The organism is Noviherbaspirillum album (assembly GCF_035916955.1).
GTDB classification, from domain to species: domain Bacteria; phylum Pseudomonadota; class Gammaproteobacteria; order Burkholderiales; family Burkholderiaceae_D; genus Noviherbaspirillum; species Noviherbaspirillum album.
This window is the reverse complement of sequence record NZ_JAWIIV010000013.1, coordinates 14,993-37,445: the sequence shown is the minus strand read 5'-3', so window position 1 is coordinate 37,445 and position 22,453 is coordinate 14,993. Positions and strand designations below refer to the sequence as shown.

The 22,453-nt window shown below is 60.3% G+C and carries 12 protein-coding genes; 7 read left to right on the top strand and 5 right to left on the bottom strand.

The window, feature by feature from the left end; all coding sequences use genetic code 11:
- Positions 1–22: 22 nt before the first annotated feature.
- Together RY831_RS16260 and RY831_RS16255 are read right to left on the bottom strand one after the other, a co-directional pair.
- Positions 23–751, bottom strand: coding sequence for a GNAT family N-acetyltransferase (locus tag RY831_RS16260; RefSeq protein WP_326507425.1), 729 nt, complete (start codon positions 749–751; stop codon positions 23–25).
- A gap of 277 nt (positions 752–1,028) precedes the next feature.
- A complete protein-coding gene (locus RY831_RS16255; protein WP_326507424.1) occupies positions 1,029–4,502 on the bottom strand; it encodes an indolepyruvate ferredoxin oxidoreductase family protein in 3,474 nt (1,157 codons plus the stop codon).
- A 349-nt stretch (positions 4,503–4,851) separates the two neighbouring features.
- On the opposite strand from RY831_RS16255, the gene RY831_RS16250 reads away from it, so the two are divergent.
- The 7 genes from RY831_RS16250 to RY831_RS16220 all read left to right on the top strand — a co-directional run bounded on the left by RY831_RS16250 (position 4,852) and on the right by RY831_RS16220 (position 11,758).
- The gene (locus RY831_RS16250) at positions 4,852–6,525 is read left to right on the top strand and encodes a serine hydrolase (RefSeq protein ID WP_326507423.1); all 1,674 of its coding nucleotides are present in this window, start codon (positions 4,852–4,854) and stop codon (positions 6,523–6,525) included.
- A 58-nt stretch (positions 6,526–6,583) separates the two neighbouring features.
- Positions 6,584–7,126, top strand: coding sequence for a YcjF family protein (locus tag RY831_RS16245; protein ID WP_326507422.1), 543 nt, complete (start codon positions 6,584–6,586; stop codon positions 7,124–7,126).
- A gap of 272 nt (positions 7,127–7,398) precedes the next feature.
- Positions 7,399–8,166, top strand: a complete 768-nt coding sequence (locus RY831_RS16240; RefSeq protein ID WP_326507421.1) for a thioesterase II family protein — start codon at positions 7,399–7,401, stop codon at positions 8,164–8,166.
- 6 nt (positions 8,167–8,172) lie between these two features.
- Positions 8,173–8,733 (top strand): hypothetical protein, encoded by a 561-nt coding sequence (locus tag RY831_RS16235; RefSeq protein ID WP_326507420.1) that lies wholly within the window; start codon positions 8,173–8,175, stop codon positions 8,731–8,733.
- Positions 8,733–8,930, top strand: coding sequence for a hypothetical protein (locus tag RY831_RS16230; protein WP_326507419.1), 198 nt, complete (start codon positions 8,733–8,735; stop codon positions 8,928–8,930). The genes RY831_RS16235 and RY831_RS16230 overlap by 1 nt, the downstream gene beginning before the upstream one ends.
- 5 nt (positions 8,931–8,935) lie before the next feature.
- A complete protein-coding gene (locus tag RY831_RS16225; RefSeq protein WP_326507418.1) occupies positions 8,936–10,585 on the top strand; it encodes a cyclic peptide export ABC transporter in 1,650 nt (549 codons plus the stop codon).
- A complete protein-coding gene (locus RY831_RS16220; RefSeq protein WP_326507417.1) occupies positions 10,586–11,758 on the top strand; it encodes a prohibitin family protein in 1,173 nt (390 codons plus the stop codon). It begins immediately after the preceding gene.
- A 436-nt stretch (positions 11,759–12,194) separates the two neighbouring features.
- Here RY831_RS16220 and RY831_RS16215 read toward each other — a convergent pair whose 3' ends face one another.
- Genes RY831_RS16215 through RY831_RS16205 form a run of 3 tightly spaced genes read right to left on the bottom strand, consistent with a single transcriptional unit; the run spans position 12,195 to position 22,434 of the window.
- Positions 12,195–13,244: an ABC transporter substrate-binding protein gene (locus RY831_RS16215; protein ID WP_326507416.1), complete on the bottom strand. Its 1,050-nt coding sequence runs from the start codon at positions 13,242–13,244 to the stop codon at positions 12,195–12,197.
- A 59-nt stretch (positions 13,245–13,303) separates the two neighbouring features.
- Entirely contained in the window at positions 13,304–15,151 is a 1,848-nt protein-coding gene (locus RY831_RS16210) for an SLC13 family permease (protein WP_326507415.1), read from the bottom strand.
- A complete protein-coding gene (locus RY831_RS16205; RefSeq protein ID WP_326507414.1) occupies positions 15,148–22,434 on the bottom strand; it encodes a non-ribosomal peptide synthetase in 7,287 nt (2,428 codons plus the stop codon). Before RY831_RS16205 ends, RY831_RS16210 begins: the two co-directional genes overlap by 4 nt.
- Positions 22,435–22,453: the final 19 nt, after the last annotated feature.

Sequence of the window (22,453 nt, the reverse complement as noted above, 5' to 3'; positions counted from 1 at the left end):
GGTCATCATTGACTGTCTTGTTCTATGGCCCAGCTTTGCGCTGCTTTGCAAATACAAGTTGCGGCGCCGCCCGCGTCGCTGCATCCCGTTCTTCCCCGATGCCGCGGAAGCCTTGTTGCGTCAGTACCTGCTGTGTCGCGTAGTCTTCGGCAGCCGCCATGCGCGCGCTTGATAAATCAAAGACGGGTTGCTCAACCATGTCAAGCAACAGCAGCTGGCGCTTCAGGGCGGCTTCCATGATTGTCACCCTGGCGATGTGGAAGCCCGATGCAAGCAGGTTGCGGCGGCTTGCATGGTTGGAAAGCGATGCCATGCTGATGCAGTAGCGCTTGCCTTGAGCTCGGGCGCCTTCAATCCGTTTGGCAAGCAGCAGCTTTTGCAATTGCCTTCCGCGGTGGGCGGGATGAACCATGCATCCAGCGACATGAGCGATCAAATGCCTGTGGCCGACCGGGATGTCGACCCGATCCGCGAGCTCATTCGTTTCATCCGCGGGCGGAAGGCCGAGCATTGCGTAGGCCACCAGTTCGTCGTTCGAGTAAACGCCGATGGTGAATCCTTCCGGGCCGAGATGCTTGTGCACGAAGACGGCTTCATCCTGCTCTTTCACGTAATGGTCCGCATTGCTGAGCGATGACAGAACAAGGTTTCGGAAATCGAGCAGCTGGCCCATCTCCTTTTCGCAAAGCATCCTGAACTCGTAGTCGTTCCCGGGAAGAGTCGAGGTGGTCGGTATCGCAAATGATTTCAACGGCAGTCACTCCGGTTTCATGAACATCACTGTCGCCTCCATCGCGCTATTGGTTGCGGCAGCCATGGATAACAAGGATCGATCGCATTTTACGTGGATGTGGAATTTGCGGTATCAAGATTCAATGCTTTCCAACGCATGAGTAACAGTCTGCATCGATTGGTTCAATATTGGTTCAATGAGTGACATATCGGCTCAGCATGACGATTGCTGTCGCCTGTCACTTGCGTGAAACGCATGCGAACGGAAGAGCCGGGCGGCGGCGTCGAAGTCAGGATTACGCAATGCCTTGTTCCGGGAAAGTGTCGTAAAAGCCTTGCATCAGCTTTTCGCGGCGGCGCCCGGCTTCATCGGCGGCACGCGACTTGATGGCGCCGAATCCCCGAATCTTTTCCGGAAGAGCGCTCAACTCGATTGCCAGCTCCATGTTGTCCTTGCAGAGGCGCGCTTCGAATGCCTTTAGCAAATCCTCATACTCCGAAATGAGACGCCGCTCCATTCTGCGCTCGCCGGAATAGCCGAACGGATCGAGGACTGTTCCACGAAGGAACTTGAATTGCGCGAGAAGCTTCAACGCCCCGGCCATCCAGCTGCCCAGCCGCACTTTCCTTGAGTGGTGCTTGCGGAACAAATTCAGCATGGGGGGTGCAAAATGAAATTGCAATGTAAATTCGCCGTCGAATTGCGTACGCAGGTACTCGTCGAACTGCCCGTCGGTGAAGAGCCGTGCGACTTCATACTCGTCTTTGTAGGCCATGAGCTTGAATAGATTCCTGGCGACGCTTTCGGTCAGTCTGAGCGATTTTCCCTCATCCAGGATGCGCCGCTCAGCTTGTTCGATGCGGCTGACCCATTGAAGATAGCTATCCGCGTATGCGGCATTCTGATAACGGGTCAGAATATCCGCGCGCTTTCGCATGACATCCTTCAGCGGCGTTTTCCTGAAAACCTGAACCGTCGCGGTCCGTTCTCCGACCAGCGTTCTCGCTGCGGATTCGTCGACGGCGATCAAACGGCCCAAAAGAAAGGCTTTTCGATTCTGTTCGGCCGCCGGGTGCATATCGATAGCCTTGCTGATGGATTCCACGCTGACCGGAATACCGCCACGCTGCCATGCAAAGCCGGTGAGCATCATGTTGGCGAAGATGGCATCGCCGAACGCCTGCATCGCAAGGTGTTGGGCGTCGAACAATTCGACCCGGCCGCTTCCGGCCGCATGTTCGATGCGGGCAAGCAGGGATGGCTTGTCGATGACGGCGTCGGGATTGCGGGTAAAACTGGCGGTGGCGATTTCGCTCCCGCTCCCGATGACCTGCGTGTGTCCTTGCCGCATGGTCAGCAAGGCGCCGTCTGACGCGCCGACGACAAGATCGGAAACGATGACAGTGTCCGCCTGTTCAGCGTCTATCCTGGGCTGGGTCATCTGACTTCTGTCCCGAATCAACCGGATATGGTTGAGAACGGCGCCGCCTTTCTGGGCAAACCCCTTGAAATTGAGCGTCGAGACAACGTAGCCCTCCATGTGTGCCGCCTTCGCAATGACGGAGCCGACGGTGACGATGCCGGTTCCTCCTATCCCCGCAATTACGATGTTGTGTTTGAACGCGGACCGGGCGGACCGGGCGGAATGTGCGGGATCGAGGGCTTGCGCACGCGATGGTTCGGCATGCTGCAGAAGCGCTTGCAAGCGGTCGGTATCGATTGCACGTGCCGCCAGATTTTTGCGCATGCCGCCGACGACAGTGACGAAGCTGGGGCAATAGCCCTCGGTGCAGGAAAAATCCTTGTTGCAGCCCGATTGGTCGATCGTGCGCTTGCGCCCGAATTCGGTCTCCAGCGGCTGTATCGATACGCAGTTCGACTGAACGCCGCAGTCGCCGCATCCTTCGCAGACCTCCGGGTTGATCACGACGCTGCGAGCGGGCGGCGCCGACCCTGGGCTTTTCCTGCGCTCCTCCTTCTGGCGCCGTCTTTTTTCCGTGGCGCATACCTGGTCGTATATCAGCACTGTCACGCCGGGAATTGCTCGAAGCTTCCGTTGCACCGCGTCGAGTTCAAGGCGATGATGAACCGTCGCGCCGGTCGGAAGATCCGAACGTTCCGCATAGCGTTCGGTCTCGTCGGTGACGATGGCAATCGTCCCGACACCTTCATCGGCAACCTGGCGCGCAATCTGCGGGACCGTCAGCCTGCCGTCGATCGGCTGGCCTCCGGTCATTGCAACGGCATCGTTGTAGAGGATCTTGTAGGTAATGTTCGTTCGCGCCGCGACTGCCTGGCGCAAGGCCAGAAACCCCGAGTGGAAATAGGTGCCGTCTCCCAGGTTCTGGAACACATGGGGTGTTTTCGTGAAAAGCGACTGGCCCACCCAGTCGGCGCCTTCACCGCCCATCTGCGTCAGTCCCGTCGTTTTCCTGTCCATCCATGCCGCCATGAAGTGGCATCCGATGCCGGCCTGCGCACGGCTGCCTTCCGGCACGACCGTTGAAATATTGTGAGGACAGCCGGAACAGAAATAGGGGGTGCGGCGAACCGCAGGCGCCTTGCGATCCGCATGCTGTTTGTTCAATGCTTTCAGGGAGGAGGCGAACTGCCGTCCGGGCAGGTGCTGTTCCAGCCAGCCGGCGATCAGGGGAGCAAGCATGGACGGACCGAGCTGTCCCGTGGCCGGAATAAACGGCTTGCCGTGCTCGTCACTCTTGCCGATGATGACAGGCCTTTCAAGCTGCTCCCGGTTGAACAGCGCATGCTTGATCTGCTGCTCCAGCACCGGGCCTTTTTCCTCGATGATCAGTACCGATTTCAACCCGTGGACGAATGCCGTGAGACGCTCCAGTTCTATCGGATACGTAAGGCCGATCTTGTAAAGGCGCACTCCCGACGCTTCCAGCGCCGCCTCGTCCAGCCCCAGGAGCTGCAGTGCCTCCATCGCATCGAAATGCGCCTTGCCGCAGGTTACGATTCCTATTGTTCCGTGGGGCGCCGGAACAATCCGCTTGTCGATACTGTTTGCGCGTGCAAATGCGGCAACCGCATCGAGCTTGGCATGAAGACGCTCTTCTATAGCCGGGCTTGGCAGATCGGGCCAGCGGTAGTGAACGCCTGTGGCGGGATAATGGTGGTCGCCAGGCACTGAGAAGGGATCGGGAATGGCGGTGGAGACGGAGGCGCTGCTTTCCACGGTTTCCGAAATGGCCTTGAAGCCGACCCAGGTCCCCGAATAGCGCGATAGCGCCCAACCGTAAAGACCGAATTCGATATATTCAGCAACGCTGGCCGGGTGGAGTACCGGCATGCTCCAGGCCATGAATGCCTGATCGCTCTGGTGCGGCATGGAAGACGATACGCAATTGTGGTCGTCGCCGGCCACGACCAGCACGCCTCCCTTGGCGGACGCGCCATAGGCATTGCCGTGCTTGAGCGCATCGCCTGAGCGATCCACGCCCGGGCCTTTTCCATACCAGAGTGCGAACACGCCTTCATACAAGGCGTCCGGATCCGTTCCGATGCGCTGGGTGCCCAACACCGCTGTTGCGGCAAGGTCTTCATTGACTGCGGGAAGAAAGCGGATCGATGCGTCATCGAGTGCGGCTTTATGCCGCCATAGTTCCTGATCGAAACCGCTGAGAGGGGAGCCCCGGTATCCGGAAACGAAGCCTGCAGAGCGAATGCCCTGCACCGAATCCAGCCGCCGTTGAGCGAGCAGCATTTGAATCAATACTTCGGTGCCGGACAAAAATGTACTGTTCACATCGGTCGGCCTTGGACCGGTGCATTGATCAACTGAAGCCAAGGCATTCTCCAGGGCTTGCGCGTCTGGCGGCCCCTGTCATATTGAAAATAATATTAATTAAAAGCTATGTTAATGCGCGCGTACCATCGGCGGGGCACATGAGAATTGCAGGTTTGTCATGCGTCCAAGCCGGATTCAGGCGAATTGTACTGTCTTTCATGTTGCCTTGGCATTAACGCCGGGAAATACCCCAAAACCGCACATGCAGGGCGTCCGGAGATAAAAAAAGTTACATCTTTTTGAGAGTTTCCCGTAAGCTATATCAAATTTGCCCAAAAACATTCCTGCTGCCCCCCATCTTTTCGTTATGAAGCTACTTCGCATTCGCTGGACAGTTCTGCTTGCTTCCTCTGCTTTTGTACTCACCGGCTGCGGCGGCGGCTCTTCAACAGCGGAACTTGCAGTCGCGCCGGCAACAGGGCAGCAGCAAGAGCCAGAGCAGGCTTCCCCTAGCGGGCCCAATTGCCTGTTCAATGCAACCAGCGCCTATTGCCAGAACGCCGCATCCGGGCTTCCTTACGTGATCTATACGAGCCGCAGCGACGGCGCTGCGGACGTGGCGGTGAATTCGGACGTCGTTGCCGTGTTTTCCGAATCGCTCGATCCGACTTCGGTTAGCAATGCCTCGCTGACCGTCACCGGTGATGACCGCAGCGCGGTGCAGGGGACCGTTGAATACGATGCGAGCCGCAATGCGCTCGTGTTCCGCCACACCCAGGATCTGACAGGACGGCGTTATACCGCCACCGTCGCCTCGAATGTGAAGGATGCGGCCGGCAACATGATGGGGCGGCCCTACAGCTGGTCGTTCTCGGTCGACCCGACGCGCCGGGACACCGATGTACAGAAAAACCTCCAGCAGATTCTCGATAAGGCTGCCTACACCTACAAAATCCCCGGATCGCTGATCGCCATCCGTGATGACCAGGGACGCACCTGGGCAACGTCCAATGGCTACGCAGACCTGACCACCCGCACGCCGATCAAGACCAACATGCATTTCCGCATGGGCAGCAACACGAAGACCTATGTCGGAACCGTCATTCTGCAGCTGGCCGACGCGGGCAAGCTCGGGCTTGACGATCCGGTCAACAAGTATATCGGCGCCGAGATGAGCGCTTATCTGCCGGCCTACGACGGCAATCGCATCACGGTGCGTCAGTTGCTGAACCATACCAGCGGTATTGCTAACTTCACGTCCGACGGCGGCTGGGGCAATGCCTTCATCAGCGAACCATTCAAGCAGTATTTCCCGCAGGAGCTGCTGCTGATCGCCAATGGCCATGCGTCCGATGCCACCGCGCCCCAGTTCGGAAAGTTTGCCTATTCCAATACCAATTACGTTCTTCTCGGCCTGATCATCCGCAAGGCAAGCGGCATGACTTATGAGGATGCCGTCCCCAGCGCGATCACCATCACCCAGGGCCTTGGCGGTACGCTCATTCCCCGCCTTGGCGATGCCACCATCCCGGCGCCGTTATCGCGCGGCTATTGGGAAGACGCTGAAACAGGCACTTTCCATGATGTCACGCTGCGCGATTCATCGACGGTCTGGGCATCGGGCAACATGATCTCGACGATTGGCGATCTGGCGAAGTGGGGCGAGCTTCTCGGCAAGGGGTCGCTGCTGAGCAGCGGCATGCAGGGTCAGCGCCTTCAGTTCGTGCCGATGAGCGACAACTTGTCGTATGGACTTGGCATCGTCAAGGACAACGGCGCCAACCTGCTCGGACACCAGGGCGGAATGATCGGTTATACATCCCAGACCTACTACATGCCGGATACCGGCTACACGCTGGCGTTCTTTTACAACCGGACGCTGGCATTGCATGATTACAGTGCCGTGATGACGTATGATGCCATCCGTGCACTCTGGCCCTCGCGGCCTGCAGCCGCGGTCAAGCCCTCTGCACGGCGTCTCGCATCGCCGCCGGCGGAGACGGAGCAGATCAGGAAGCCGGGCTTCCTTATGGAGTATTAATTCGTAAATCCATCAACCCAATGGTGCCTACGGGCGTCCTTTCCAGGAGGAGAACCAAATGAAGACTACTGAGCCGACCGACAGCATCGTCGATAACGCAACCGCCGTAGCCGATGCCGTGTCGCCGGGCGAGCGCCACAATGAAGCACTGCATACCATCAAGAACCACACCATCACCGCGATGGGCGTAGGCATCTTGCCCGTCCCGGGCCTGGACCTGCTGGCGCTGACTGGCGTACAGCTGAACCTGCTGCGCAAGCTGGGTGCCTTGTACGGTTACAAGCTGTCCGATGAAACCGGCAAGAAGCTGCTTGGCGCCCTCCTTAGCGGTTACCTGCCGCTGGCGATCACCGCACCGGTGGCGAGCGTTCTGAAGTTCATTCCGGGCGTTGGTATCGCTGCCGGCGTTCTGGCGCAGTCCACGCTCGCCGGAGCCACGACCTACGCGGTAGGAAAACTGTTTCTGCAGCACTTCGAATCGGGCGGCAATTTCCTCGACTTCAAGCCTGCCGAAATGGGCTCGAAGCTCCGTCAGCAAGTCGAAGAGGGCAAACAGTTCATCAAGAAGCACGCTCCCGGCTCCAAGACGGAAAGCGTCTAAGCAGCCGACGTTGTGGATATTAAGTAAATCGGGCTGCGGGGTCTTGCAAGAGTAAACCCAAACCCGAGTGATGGCGTGACAACCGAGATCGACGATTTTTCGTCCGGCACGTTGCAGGCGAATTCATGGCACGCCATGGATGACAACTTCAACGCGGCCGGGCGGAACAAGGCGCGATCTCATGTGATGGCATTTCTTGGGCTTGCCATAAGATCCACGCCCTGTCGTTCTTGTCGTATCGGTTTTTCGCGGGTCCTCGTTTCATGATCAAAATGCCGCTCACGCAGCCATGGTTACCGTTTGGCGACGGTTCGGCCGATGTCTCAGCCCGCATGTACTGTTTGCCGTTCGCCGGCGGCGGCGCATCGAATTTTGCCGCATGGCGCAAGCTGCATCCCGCGATCGGGGTTGGTCCGATTCAATACCCCGGCCATGAAACACGCCTTGCGGAGCCGCCGGTGCGCAGCATGAAGGAAATGGTCGGGCAAATCGCTGACGTGATTGCAGCGCGCCTGGACCGTCCCTATCTTCTGTTTGGCTACAGCATGGGCGCCAGGATCGCCTTCGCCCTGATCCACAATCTTGTCGCACGGGGCCTGCCGGCGCCAGCTGCTCTGATCGTCGCGGCACATCGTCCTCCCGACCGCATCTCCAATGCCTTGCATGCGGCCGATCTGCCCGATGCCGAGTTGAAGGAAGTGCTGCGCAATTATGGTGGCATGCCGGCCGAACTTCTCGATGACGACGATTTCTGCGCAATGATCCTGCCGGTCATGCGCGCCGACTTCGCCATGGCCGCACACGCCGTAGAGCTTGCGCCGATCGATTGTCCCATCATTGCGTATGCCGGCGCCCAGGATACAAAAGCCAGCGCGGAAGATATGAAGGGATGGGCAACGTTCACTACTGGCGCATTTCATTTGAAAGAATTCGCGGGCGGACATTTCTTCCTGCGAACCGCGCCTGATTTTGAGGCACGTCTAAAAGCCGATATGGCGGCTTCGCTGTCATTGACACCCGAGCACCTCGTTTCCGACTGATTCCCAATGAGTTCGATGACCCTGAAGCCGCACAGTTTCCGATTCCGGCGAGGCACAGCGCCGCTAATTTACGTCCTGCTGCTGATGGCGTGTCCGGCCGCGCATGCGGAAAGCGCCACCGAACTGGGTTCGTCCGCCGAAATTGCGCGGCAACCCTTGCAAGAGCTGGTCAGGAAGAAGCGAGCGAGAGGCCTGCTCTACGTCACGATTCCGCAGGCGCGCGTCTATGGCGAAGGGTCCGGATACCGGGCTTACTGCTCTCCCCAGATCCGCGCAATCAATTCCTCGCACAAGACGATTGAGGAAATGATGGTCGGAATACGTTATCGCGGTCCGAACGGCAAGGATGTCGGATCGACCGTCACGCGCTTTTTCCGGGTGAAGGTCGGCCGCCAGGAAACGCATTATTTTTACAGCACCATCAACGCGGACAACTGTCATGGACTGACCGGCGAGATGGAAGTCGTCCGGTGCGTCTACGAAAATGGTATTGACTGTACCGACGACGTTCGCACAGTCGCTTATGGTGCCGTGCCGCTGCAAATCATAAACAAGGAAGGCAAATAATGTCGAATGCATTGGTCATTTATATCGTGCTGTGCCTGGTAGTCGGTTTTCTCGGACGCAAGAGTCGTCTCGGAATGATGCGAAGCATACTGATGTCCTTTCTGCTGACGCCGCTGATCATGTTCGTCTATCTCTTGCTGTTTGCGTCGATGGATAACGAGGCAAGATCGGTAGTTGAACGTTCACGAGGGCGGTAGCATCAATGCGGCTTACCGAACTGCTTTTCCAGGACACGCGCACGTCCATCAAACGCCTGGGGCTCATGGCAGTCATTGCCGGCGGCGCAAGCGCGGGTATTCTGGCGATCGTCAATGCCGCCGCGCAGGTGGCTGGCGATAGCTCGGGGCATGCGCAGTATGTCGCCTTCTTCGGCATTGCCCTGATTGCCTATGTTTTCAGTCAGCGATATGTTCTCACCGTCACCACCGACGAGGTGGAAAGAATTGTCGACGGGCGCCGGCGCGGATTGATACGCAAGCTGGCCGCCTGCGAATTGCAGGGCGTTGAAAAAATCGGACACGGCGTCATCTTCACCGCCATCAATTCCGACGCGCAGACGATTTCCCAGACCGCGGGCAGCCTGATCCTCGGCGTGCAGGCCTTGATCCTGATGTTCTGGACGGCGATCTATCTCGCGACGCTGTCGCTGCCGACGCTGGCACTGGTTGCCGTAGTGCTGCTGATTGCATCGCGTATCTATAACCGCAAGATCGAACGCGCCCGTACCGAACTGCGGCGCGCGCATCATGAGGTGACGGCCTTGCATGAAGTGGTCGAAGGACTGCTCGGCGGCTTCAAGGAAGTCAAGCTGTCAAGCCGGCGGGCTTCGGAACTGCTGCAGGACGCCATGCTGGTATCGGAGCGCACCGCGCTTTACCGGTCGCTTGCGCAACGCGCCCTGGCAGCCAATTTCATCTTCTCGCAAGTCGCCATCTTCGTACTGCTCGGTACCCTGGTATTCGTATTGCCGGTAATCAGCACTACATTTGCGGACACCACCGTGAAGGCGCTGGCCGCGGTGCTGTTCCTCATCGGTCCCATTTCCGGCATCATTTCTTCCGTGCCGCAAATCACGGTGGCAAATGCCGCTGCGGAAAACCTGCTGCGGCTTGAGCAGCTGCTCGACGAGCATGTCGAAGCTGGCCGCCGCACCCCGGACGGCGAAATTGCCGCTCCCGGCGACATGCAAACATCTTCCGACTTCAAGGTCATTGAATTGCGTCAGTTGCGGTTCAGCCGCGGACAGGGCAGTGAGAGATTTTCCGTCGGACCGATCGATCTCACGATACGCGAGGGTGAGACGATCTTCATCACCGGCGGCAACGGCTCCGGCAAGACGACCTTCGTGAAGATGTTGACCGGGCTCTATCCGGCCGACTCCGGCGAAATCCTGATCGACGGCATGGTGGTCGGCAAGCTCGACATGCAGCGCTACCGCGACATGTTCGGCGCCGTGTTCTCGGACTTTCATCTGTTCAGCAAGCTCTACGGGGTCGACGATGTCGACCAGGCACGCGGCGCCGGATTGATCGACGAGATGGAAATCGAAAACAAGGTGGTCCTCGAAGGACGCAGATTTTCGACGGTCGACCTTTCAACCGGTCAGCGCAAGCGCCTGGCGCTGGTTGCCGTGCAGCTCGAGGAACGGCCCATCATCATCCTCGACGAATGGGCAGCCGACCAGGATCCTCATTTCCGCGCCAAGTTCTACGAGACCCTGCTTCCCAGTCTGAAAGCCGCCGGGGCCACGGTCATCGCCATTACTCATGACGATAAATACTTCCACCATGCCGACCGGCGCCTGCACATGGCGGACGGACGCATTACCGAGATGTCGATGGAGACTGCATAAATGAACGAACCGAGCAGCCCCCGTAGCGGCCCGGCCCGCCTGGGCGAATACCTTCGTTACCGGTTGAGCCTGTTCAGCGATGATCTGATGATCGGTGCGATCATCCTGATCGCCTTGATTGCCTTCATGCTGCCCGCGATGATCGTCACCATTCCGGCGGGTCATCTGGGCGTCAAATGGAAACGCTTCGGCGGCGGCACCGTGCTCAACGAGCCGCTCTCCGAAGGCACGAGCATGATTCTTCCGTGGGACAGGGTATCGATCTACGACGCCCGCCTGCAGAACGTCGACCGGGAGTTTGAAGTGCTGTCGTCGGACGGACTCAAGCTGACCATCGATCTCTCCTGGCGTTACCGCATCATTCCGAACGTACTCGGCGATCTCCACCAGTATGCTGGACCGAACTATGCGGAAACCCTGCTGGCGCCGTCGGTCGGCGCGCGTGCGCGCGATGTGATTGCGATCTACCGCCCGGAGGATATCTATACTTCGCATCGACTGGAAATCCAGAACCAGATATCGGAATCGGTGCGCTATGACCTGAAGCATCGCTTTGCTCCCACAGGCACTACGCCCAAGGAATGGATCGTTCTCGAAGACGTGCTGGTGAAGCGCATCGTGCTGCCTGATGGAGTCGAGGAATCCATCGTGCGCAAAAATATGGCGCGTCACGAAGTGGAACAGTATGCGCTGATCGTCGAGAAGGAACTCAGGGAAACCGAACGCAAGCGCGTCGAAGCGCTTGGCATCCGGAATTTCCAGGAGATTGTCAGTGAAGGCATGTCGGAATCCTATCTCCGCTGGCGCGGCATCGAAGCCACGCTGGAGCTTGCCCGCTCGAACAACGCCAAGGTTGTCGTGGTCGGCAATAATAAAACCGGTGGCCTGCCCATCATTTCGATCAGCGGCGACACCGTCCAGGCGGAAGATCCGAAGAGAGGAAAGCAGAAAACCATCGACAGCGGACGAGCCGATGCTTCCGACCTTAACCATTCGTCTACGCTAAAGACCGAACTGACCAAACCCGTATCTTCAAAGCCGGCAGAATCAAGGGAAAGCGAAGGCAAGGCCGGCGCTACGAAATCGAAGGATCTTGCGCTGAACATGCCTGGCGCAAATGAGACCCCGACCGCGATCGAAAAGAGCGCATCGGCGGTATCTTCCGCAAAATAATTATTGCGCGATCCCGTACGAATTCATGGCGGAAACAGGACTGGATGCGCTAGCTCCAGTTCCCGCCATGCAGGGCACGCAAGTGCTGGCTTTGTGCACTCCGTATCGAAATTAGAGCGCCGCACCGCTTCTGCGGGATCAACTGACCATGGCGCGCAGCGAGCCTGCCGCGCAAGAGACAAGTGCAGGAGCAAGTGCAGGGGAAGGGGCAGGGGAAGGGATGGTATTTGCCTGCCTCCTCGGGTAACGATACCCGCCAAGGCTTTTCTTCAAGATACGCCGAGGGCTTGAACTGCAGCTGCAGTTCTTCCGGAGCGGGTTGCGCGTTCCTGCGCCGATCCGGAACTCTACGGATGGAGCCGAACGCGCATTCGTCAACGCTAGAGCGTTTTCGCTCTAAGCAACACAGCAAAAATTGTTTGACACGCCAGACAATTCAATGGCTGTCATCGAAGTATTTGTTTCCTGTCCGGGCTGCCGCTTCATATACCTTGGGCAGTTTGAAGCCTCTTACCTGCATTCGAGCACCGTTCATCGTGACGATGAACTGGCTCGAGCTGACGATCGGGAACTCCTTCGGGTGCTTTCCCCTGAGCACGATATCGAGCGCCATTCGAGCCGCCGTTTCACCCTGCTCATACGGCGACGTTCCGATCGCGAGCATGCCGCCTTCCTCGGTAAAGAAGCCGTTCCCCGAGATGACCGGTACCGATGAATGCATTTCCGTCCAATGGACCACTTCGTGCGGCGGAACCAGTGACTTGTCGGTCTCGGAACGGGCCAGGCGCCGATAGCCGGTCACCATGATGACATCGGCCTTGCCGGCCAGATCGCGTACCTTGGCCTGCCAGTCAGGCCAGGAAGCCGCGCGGTTGATCGAGACGAGTTGCACCGGGTCCCAGTTGAAGCCCTGCAGCTGCTTGATATCCCCGCTCACGCTTTCGGATTTGTCCGCGAGCAGCGCCAGCCTCACCGGGCGGCCCAACGATTTCAAATTGTCTGCAATCAGAAAGGTTTCGCGAATCGCGGGCAGAGGAATGCGCTCCATGATCCCTGTCGCATTATTGGCCTTGTCCAATCCGTAATCGGCGGCGGAATTGTTGATGCCTGCGAATACGATTTTCATTTTCGGATCATTGATGAAATGGCGCGACACGTATTGCTGCGCATCGTCATCGATGGCGATCACCACGTCCGGCTGCATCTGTTCGATGAAGCGGCGCGCGGCGATACCGGCGCTGGAGCGGTATTCGGGATACGGACGGCGCTTGGTATCCATGTAATACCAGCGTACCTGGTACCGATAATTATTGTTCAGGACCCGTTCCAAACCGACGTTGACGTCCCGCGTCCAGGCGTAGGACTTGTCGTAGCTGTGAAGGATGAGAATGCTCGGCTTGCTCATGTTGAACCATGCGAACAAACCGAGCGCTACGACCAGAAACAGGCCGATGAAAATGCTTTCCAGCTTGATGTTCTTGCTCATTCAATACCCGCCTTAGTAATATTTTCCGCGCGCCGCGCAAACCTGGGGCTGCAGCATGTTCAAGACATCAGGCCCAGCATTTTCCAGTATGGCAAGGAAGCATAGACTGCAGCCGGACGGGCAAGGTTGAGCACCGCATTGAAGCGCAAAAAAGACTTTTCATCATAGAGCGGCTTGCCGCGGTTGATCTCCTGCATCTGCAGATAATAGGAACATTGATATGGCATGAACCAACCTTCCGAAAAGATCAGGATGACGAAGCCGAGCACCCAGGCATTGATACCGTTGGCTTCCGCGATCGGCATGAAGATCGCCGCCATGATCACGACGGTGGCATTGATGGGCACTGCCAGCCGGATCACGCTGATCAATGCAAACAGCATGAGGATGAACAGGCCGAAGTTGGTGCGCATGTAGTTGCCAAGACCGGGCAGGGCATCGGCGAGCTGCTGGTCGAGGCCGAGAAAACTGAAAGCGCCGACGATACCGGTAACACCGCTCAGATAGAGCAGAAAAGTCCAGTCGACCTTTTCCTTCAATTCCTTCTTGTAGAGCGTGCCGCACAATAGCAGGCCGAACAGCATTGCAAATCCCAGCCATGGCGGCTGTACCTTGTGGATGGAACTGGTGATGATTCCGAGCACCATGAATATCACGCCAATGACCGCTGCCCATTCCCGGTTTTTCATTTTTCCCAGAAGGCGCAGCTGCTCGGCAACCCCCGCCTTGGAGAGCTGGGGAAGTTCCGTGTTGCGGAACCAGATCGCCGCAATGCCCGCATTCAAGAGCAGCATCACGGCGGCGGCGATGATGGCGGTGAAAAGCCAGGTCAGCCATTGGAAATGATCCTGCCCCTGCGGGGTCAGAAGGCCGTACACCGCGAAATTGACGGACTTGCTGGTGATGACCATTGCGGAGAACAGGCTGATGCCGGAAAAACACGTGATGGCGAGTCGGGTCGCCGCGGCTCCCTGCGGCGTCAGGCGCAGGCTTTCCACCATGTCGACGAAGAATGTCGAGACCAGGGCAATGCGTCCATTGGCGGTGGGGATGATCGGTGTCAGTATGGTTCCGGTGAGGAACAGGCCGACGCCATGCCAGAACTGGTGATTGGGCAGCCTGAGCAGCAAGTTCAGCATGACGCGATAGGACAGGCCCGATGTGACGACCACCGTGCCCAGCGCCAGGGTACTGAGCGCCATCATGAAACCGTCAGACGCGAAGCCCGACAAAATTACCGGCGGAGGCACCAGGCCGGTGATCAGAATAGCCATCAACGCGAACAGCCCGGGGATATAGTCATCCACCAGGCTGAAGACCCACATCGTCACCGTCGGTGCGAAAATCGCCGAGAACAATACCGCGTCGTGTCCGATTCCCGCGCGGTCGCCAAAGGCAAGAATCAGAAGAGGCAGTATCAGGCACAGCAACCAGCCGAAAGGGCGGATGTAGTTGCGTGCTGCCGCTTTCACGGCCGCTGGCGTGCTTCGGCGTTCAAGCTTTTCGCCGGCAAGATGGCTGGCCAGCGACAGCAGAAGATCGGTCTTCAATGCCGGATTGGCGGCAATCAGCGTTTTCATTGCGACATGCGGTATGCACATCGCAGTCGATGCCGTGGCGGCAACCGCGTCGGTCAGATAATGCTCGGCATCGGATGCCGCCTCTTCGCCGAAGCGCCGATGCACCAGATGCGATTCGCGGCCACCCGGCGATACCAGCTTGACTTCTCCGCTGGTGAGCAGGAAAAAATGTTCGGCCCTGGCGTTGGCCTTGTAGATGGTTTCCCCTGGCGAAAAGCATTTCTCGGAAACCTGGGGAAGCACCCGCGCAAGGCTCTGGTAATTGCTCCGGGCGAGCACTTCGTCCTGAAGGAGCTTGGCGGTCGTCGTGTTGTCTTCTTGTCTCATGATGTTTTGTAATTAAACTCCGCCGGTGGCAGCTGGCGCATTATTTCACGCAGGCAGCCGGCTGTCGCCCCGACATGCGCGTCGTCAAGCAACTCATGATGGCGGCCTTGCATTGCATAGGTCTTGTAGTCGGTATTTGCCAGGTGCTTCCAGTCGCGAGTTACGCCGTCCGGAGCCTGGGCACCGCCGGTGGCTGCAAGCAGGTGATGCACCGGCGCCGCGACCGGTCCTCGTGGAGCGAAGGAGGACATCCGGGCGCGATACCCATTGCCCTCGCGGTCATTGCCGGAAGCGAACGCCGCCATGTCGGCATCGATGCCCGCGCGGACAGCCGCGGAGGCCTTGGACAGATCCCAGGTATCGAGCAGGATGACTGCGCGCGGACGGCGGCCCGATGCCTCGAGCGCGGCGGCGAGCGCAAGCGCCAGCATGCCTCCCGCCGAGTAGCCGATGAGCAAAGCACCGTCGCAGATGTTCATGTCGTCATATGCGAGGCGATAGTCCTCGACCAGGTCCGACACAGGCTTGTCGACAAACCGAGCGGCATGGATCGTGGCTTCCGGAAGGGCGCGCGATAGCGCGGCATATCCGAGATCCATCCCGGGATGGGGCGGCAGGGCAAGAATCTGCACTTCACCGTTTCCGAAATGCTGTAACAGTTTTGTGTTCGCCGAAGAGTCGAGCGCCGCCGCCATGTCCCGGACTGTGGGGGTCCGGAAAAACTGCAGCGCGGGACACGCAATGCCCATCTCCGCTTCGATGCGCCGCGCGCCGGTCATGGCAAGCAGACTATTGCCGCCGGCAAGGAAGAAATCGGTATCCGCGTCGACCGAGCCCGGCAGCAGCTCGCGCCACAATCGAAGCAGCTTGCTTTCGGTTGCCGTCAGGCTTGCGGACTCGGCCGGCGCAGCCCTGTCATCCGGATCGGCCGAACGCGCAACGGCAAGCGCCGGCAACGCGGAGCGGTCCAGCTTGCCGCTGGTAGTCAATGGCATGCTTTCGAGCCACACGAAGCGCGCCGGAATCATATGAGCCGGAAGGCGCTCCGCCAGCACGGCGCGCAGGCGCGCATCGGTCTGTGGCCTGCCGCATAAATACGCGGTAAGAAATTTCACGGTTTCATCGCCTTCCACGACAACCTCGGCTTGACGAACATCTTCAAGCGCACTCAATGCCGCGGCGATCTCGGCGGGCTCGACACGATGGCCGCGGATCTTTACCTGCGCATCCTTGCGGCCAAGATATTCGAGCTGGCCATCAGGCAGCCACCGCACAATGTCGCCGGTGCGGTAGCCGCGCATGCCGCCGGCTAATGTGAAAAACGCGGAGCCGGCATCCTGCGATGCGTTCAGGTAGCCCAGGGCCACGCCTTCTCCCAGAATCGTCAGTTCGCCCGGCGTGCCCAGAGGAGCATCGCCGCCATGACTGTCGATGATGCGCAGCGTAAGGTTGGCGAGCGGCCTGCCGATGGGCACCGGCATCGCATCCTCCGGAAACTTGTCGATGCGCCCCAGGGTCGCGCAGACCGCCGTCTCTGTCGGGCCGTAAGCATTGAAGCATTCGATGCCGAGCGATTTCAAGCGACGGGCATCGCGGCCCAGCACCGGTTCCGCGGCCAGGATGATTTTCCTGAGGCCGGAAAGATCGCGATCCGCCAGCTGCCGCAGATGCGAGGGCGTGAAGGTGGCGACCGTTGCGCCATGGCGGGCGATACAGCCTGCGAGCAGCTTGCTGTCCCGCACGGTATCGTTGTCGGCAATAACGACCGCGCCGCCGCAAGCCCAGGCCATGAAGAATTCGGATAAGGAAGCGTCGAACGCACAGGAAGCAACATGCATGACCACGTCATCTTCCCTGAGCGCAAAGCCGCGCACCTGTTCCAGAATCATGTTGATGAATGCCCGGTGATGGACTTTTACGCCTTTGGGTTTGCCGGTGGAACCTGAAGTGAAGATGAGATAGGCCGCATCGTCGGGATTGCTTCCGGCCGCGGGCGCATGTTCGGATTCGATATCAAGGTCCGGGCCGGTCCGAAGCGGCGCCATGCGATGCAAGCCTTCCAGATCATCGAACGGGGCCAGGTCGTCCGTCGCCGCGATCAGGACCTTTGCTCCTGACTGCCGCAGCAATTCGCGGCGCCGTGCCGCCGGATGCCGGAGGTCGAGCGGGAGATAGACGGCGCCAGCCTTCATCGCGCCCAGCATGGCGATCGGCCAGTCGGCATGCCGTTCCAGCATGACGGCCACCGTATCGCCATCGGCGATGCCGAGTTCGAGACGCAAGTGGCGGGCAATCGCGTTCGCCCTGCGATCGAGAGTGCGATAGTCGAGGCGCAGGCCGCCGGACACGAGCGCAGGCGCTGCGGGAGTGGCCGCAGCCTGCCGGGAAAACAGTTCCGGCAGCGTGATGGCCGGAAGTGCCCGTTTGCCGCCATCGGCGAATGCATCCAGCCGCGCCCGCTCGCTTGTTCCATGCATGCCGAGCCGGTGAATTGCCGTGTCGGGCGCGGCAAGCGCCGAAGCGAGCAAACTGGTCACTCGCTGGAGCAGGAGTTGCGCAGTGTCGTCGCGATAGAGATCCTTGCGGTAACGCAGCGCACAAGCCAGCTCGTTTTCATTCCTTTCGGCGAATTCGAACACCAGGTCGAACGCGGCCAATCCGCTGTCCATCTCGAAGTCGGTCACCTCGATCCCCGGAAGCTTGCCGGCGCCATCACGTGGGTTTTGCAGCACCACCATGGCATCGAACAGGGGATTGCGTCCCGGCTCGCGCTCCGGCTTGAGTTCGCTGACCAGGCGGTCGAAGGAATAAGCCTGGTTCTCGATTGCCCCGGTAACCTGCTGCTGCAAGGTAGTGATCACGTCCAGGAAAGTCTGGTCCGCAGCCAGCTGCGCGGATACCACCGTGGTATTGGCAAAGAAGCCGACGGTTTGCTCCAGTTCCGGCCGGTCGCGTCCGGCCACCGGCATGCCCAGACGGACCGTCGTCTCGCCGCCACAGCGGTACATGACGACAGTCACCAGGGAAGCCAGCAGCGGGAAGAGGCTGACATGCCGCTCGGCAGCCCAGGCTTTGAGCTGCTTCAAGGGCATGGGCAGCACGCATTCCAGGCTTGCGCCTTCGTTGCCCGGAACGGCGGGCCGCGGGAAATCCATCGGGAACTGGGCAATCGGGACCAGCGGCTGCAGTTGCCGCAGCCAGTAGTCGCGCTGCCGCACTAGAGCTTTTTCGTATTCATGCGACCGGTTCCATACGGCGAAGTCGCGATAACGCAATACCGGCGTAGTCGTCTTGCTATCGGTCTTGGTATTGACCTTGCCGGCATGGCGGGCATAGGCGTTTGCCAGGTCGTCGAGCAGCAGGCTGAACGACCAGCCGTCGCCAATGATGTGATGAAGGTAGATCGCCAGCACCTGTTCGTCGGTGTCGGTCGCATGCAGCTCCATCCGGAACAGCGGCCCGTGTTCCAGATCGAACGGCGTGCGGCTGCGCGAGGTGATATGCGCACGTATCGCTGCGTTCGTTTCCTCGCTTCCCTTGCCGGCGGTATGGGAAATGACGGAGAAGGACGCTTCATGCGCCGCTACGATGACTTGGCGCGGCTGTTCGCCTTCCAGTCGGAACACGGTGCGCAGCGCCTCATGCCGCTCCAGCAGTTCGCCGACCGCATGGCGCAGCGCCGGGAGGTTGAGCCCGCCCCGCAAAGTGAAGGCGGCGCACAGGTTGTAGGTATTGGCGGCTGCACCCAATCGGCTCAGAATCCAGAGCCGCTGCTGATTGTGCGACAGCGGGTACGAGGGCGCGTCGGGGGCTAGGGGAATCGATGCGCCGGTCGTTGCCGCCTGAGTGTTCGCGGCAGGCTGCGAATCGAGCCAGGCGGCAATCTTCGCAATGCTGCCCAGGGCAAAGAACTGCGACAGCCCCAGTTCGCGGTTGAATGCGCGACCCAGGCGTGACACGGCGCGCACGGCGTGCAGGCTATGGCCTCCGAGATCGATGAAGGCGGCTTCGGCATCGGCGACTTCCCTGCCGAGCACTTCGGACCAGATGGCGGCGACGGCAGCCTCGCTTCCTGAAGCGGGCATCCTGCCGGCGGGGCGGGAAGTGGTTCGGCTGGCATGGCGCAGCCGGGCATGCGGCCAGCCCGCGCATGCGGCAAGCAGCGGCAGATACTGGAACGCATGGCGAAGCTGCGCCTCGTTGCGTACGGGCACAGGGAATTCCGGCCATTGCGTTCGGATGGCGGCGGAGTCCGGAACCTGAGCAGCGGGTGCAGAGGTTGCAGAGGGGGCAGGTTCCTGCGCGCTCGCATTCGCGTCGGTCTGAGAGGGCGCGAACTGGAAATTGTCGATCACTTCGACGCCAGGCACTTCCGCTGCGCCAGCCGCTGCCTTGCAGATGAACAGATTCTCGCCAGCCGCTTCCCACGGCGGCTGCCGCAGGAAAATCCGGACAGGCTCGTTGCGCTCGGTGGGAACCAGCAGCGCTCGCACCTCACCGCATCCGGCCTGCAATGCCTGCCGGGCAAGAGCGCCGAGCAGTGCGTGCTCTACCTTGCGCCCCAGCACGCGGCAGCTGAGAAGCAGGGTATCGATGGCCAGCGTACCGGCCGCCTTGCGCACGATAATCACGCCGGTCAATCCGTAGGCGCCGAAGCGGTCTTCGACTTCGACCGCCATGACGCTGGTCTCCGGATCGGCAATGAGCTGCGCGATATCTTCCTCGCTGCGGCGCTTCCCGCTCAGGTTGAACTGGTTGGTGCGCTGCGTCAGCTGGGCGACACGCGCAATCTGGTGGCGCTGCGCCGGGCCGACCTTCACGGTGAGCTGCAGCTGTTCCAGGAAGGATTGCGGATCGGTTTCGCCGAGCAATGCCTGGCGCCGGCTTTCCGCCTGCATCATGCCGGTACGTTCGCGGTCTTCCGCCGTAACTGCCGTGACATCGAAGGCCCAGACATGCGCGAGCCAGCTTTCGAAGAGCGCGGGATCCGACGGCATGGGAATCGCCAGGGCCTCCGGGCAATTCTGCATGACTTCACTGCATTCGACCGGGCTGTCATCAAGGAAAATGAAGCTGTCGACGCCGAGGTTCAGGCGGGAGGCAAGCTGGCGCAGGTTGCCCGATTTCGGTTGCCAGTTGATGGCCGCCGCGGCGATATGTTCCCGCCGCAGCAGCATGTCGGGATGCTGGTCCAGCACCGCCCATACATCCTCTTCACGGTTCTTGCTCGCCAGCGTGATCAAAAAGCCTTCCTGCATGCGCTCCAGCAGGAATTGCTGCAGGGCGAGGTGTCCTGCTCCGACATGTACGCCCAGCGGTCCCGCTTCACCGACGACGCCCGACCACAGGGTGTTGTCGCAATCGACGGCAATCACCTTGAACGGCGCGCGCGCGCGCGCCATGACCGCACGGGCGATTCCCGCCGCCACGGCGTCGAAGGCTTGCGCACTGTAGGGCATGTGGCCGATATGGTCGGCTTCGGGATCGAATACCTCATCCAGGCCGAAGCGCCCGGCGAGCCGGCGCAGATCGAGCGGCACGACGCCGGGCAGGGCAAGCATCGCTGCGGCCCAGCGCTGTTCCAGGCTCAGGAGCTTGTCCGCCAGCGCTCCCTGCGGATTGCAGGGAAGGAGGGCGACAATGAGCGGATTGCCTTGCCGGCGTTCGAGCAGCGAATGCAAGGCATCGTACTGGGCGTCGAGGCTGGCGCAGGCCTCCGCCGTGGAAAGGCCGTCCAGGTCGCGGGCCGCATCCTCGAAACGCAGCAGCAGCACGCCAAGATCGGCCTGGCTCAGCACGCTCTGCGCGTCGCCCAGTTGCGTAAGGCACTGGTTATACGGCGCAAGCCGCACCTCGCTGGCGCATGCGAACTGCGCAAGCCACCAGCGCAGGGTTTCGGCGATGGGTTCGGCCGTGAAGCTGGCGGCGATCGCGAGCGTCGCCGGCGCCTGCCACTTGGGCGCGGGCAGCGCTATCTGCTGCGCGCTGCGCTGCGGGTCGGCCGCCGCCGACAGCAACATGTCTTCGAACTGGCCGGCAATGACGGCGATGGAGGCCGGATCGAACAGATTCTGGTTGAAGCGCATGCGCAACACCGGCGGATCGCCCGGCAGGAACTGGAATTCGAAGTTGTAATGGGTATATTCGTGCAGATGCACCGCGTCCGGCGCCGAAGGCTGGGAGGCCTTCTCGTCCTGCGGGTAATTTTCGAAGACCAGGATATGGTCGAACAGCGCGTCACGCAGGGGATGTTCGGCCTGCACTTCCGGCAGGGGGCAGTCATGGTAAGGCTGCGATTCGATCGATTCGGCGTGAAGGCACGCAAGGAGGCCGGCGAAGGACTCGTCGCCCTGAAGACGGACACGTACCGGCACCGCGTTGATGAAAATGCCCACAGTGCGCGCCGCGTCCGGCAATTCGGGCGGACGGCCGGATACGGTCGCGGCGAATGCGGCGTCGCGCTGGCCGTTCAGGCGGCACAGCAACATGCCCCACAGGCATTGCACGACGATATTGACGGTGACGCCGTGCGCAGCGGCAAGCCGGGGCAAAGCCTGCGCGGCATCGGCCGCGAGCGGATGGCGGATTTCCCCGACGACATGGCCGGCTGTACTGCTTCCGAAGCGTGAATCGATGCGGCGCGGCACCGGCGTCGGAAACGACAGTCCCTGCAGGCGTGTCTGCCAGTAGGCCAGGCCTTGCTTGCGGTCGCGGCCGCCCAGCCACTTGATGTAGGCTGAAAATGGCGCCGGCGGCGGCAACGCCGCGCTGCGACCCGCTATTCGGGCCGCGTACAGCGCGTCGAGATCGGACTGCAGAATGGCCAGGCTCCAGCCGTCCAGCAGGATGTGATGAAAGCTCCAGACGGCCCGATGGCGGCCGCCGGCAAGGGTGAACAGCCCGAGGCGCATCGGCACGGCCGCGGTCAGGTCGAAACCCCGGGCCAGATCTTCGTTGCGGTAGGCGGTGATGCGCGCCTCGGCCAGTTCCGGCGCCAGCGCGCTAAGGTCTTCCTCGGTCAGCGCCAGAGGCGCTTGACGAAGAACGATCTGCAGCGGCTGCGGCAGCTTGCGCACCGCAAACACCGTGCGCAGGATATCGTGGCGCGCGACCAGGTCTTCCCAAGCCTGGCGGTAGGCCGCGGCACTGAGCTTGCCCGGCACTTCAAAGTCGATTTGCTCGAAATAGGCACGGGACTCCGGCTCGCGCAGCGCGTGATAGAGCATGCCTTCCTGCAGCGAGGAAAGCGGATAGAGATTGCTGATATTGCGGCGGTCGATCATGGGTCCGGCTTTTACTCGA

Bases quoted from the DNA above. Each gene is read 5' to 3' on its own strand.
- RY831_RS16215 (WP_326507416.1), bottom strand. From the start codon at position 13,244: ATGAGCAAGAACATCAAGCTGGAAAGCATTTTCATCGGCCTGTTTCTG.
- RY831_RS16220 (WP_326507417.1), top strand. From the start codon at position 10,586: ATGAACGAACCGAGCAGCCCCCGTAGCGGCCCGGCCCGCCTGGGCGAA.
- RY831_RS16240 (WP_326507421.1), top strand. From the start codon at position 7,399: ATGCCGCTCACGCAGCCATGGTTACCGTTTGGCGACGGTTCGGCCGAT.
- RY831_RS16250 (WP_326507423.1), top strand. From the start codon at position 4,852: ATGAAGCTACTTCGCATTCGCTGGACAGTTCTGCTTGCTTCCTCTGCT.
- RY831_RS16205 (WP_326507414.1), bottom strand. From the start codon at position 22,434: ATGATCGACCGCCGCAATATCAGCAATCTCTATCCGCTTTCCTCGCTG.
- RY831_RS16210 (WP_326507415.1), bottom strand. From the start codon at position 15,151: ATGAGACAAGAAGACAACACGACGACCGCCAAGCTCCTTCAGGACGAA.
- RY831_RS16245 (WP_326507422.1), top strand. From the start codon at position 6,584: ATGAAGACTACTGAGCCGACCGACAGCATCGTCGATAACGCAACCGCC.
- RY831_RS16225 (WP_326507418.1), top strand. From the start codon at position 8,936: ATGCGGCTTACCGAACTGCTTTTCCAGGACACGCGCACGTCCATCAAA.
- RY831_RS16235 (WP_326507420.1), top strand. From the start codon at position 8,173: ATGAGTTCGATGACCCTGAAGCCGCACAGTTTCCGATTCCGGCGAGGC.
- RY831_RS16230 (WP_326507419.1), top strand. From the start codon at position 8,733: ATGTCGAATGCATTGGTCATTTATATCGTGCTGTGCCTGGTAGTCGGT.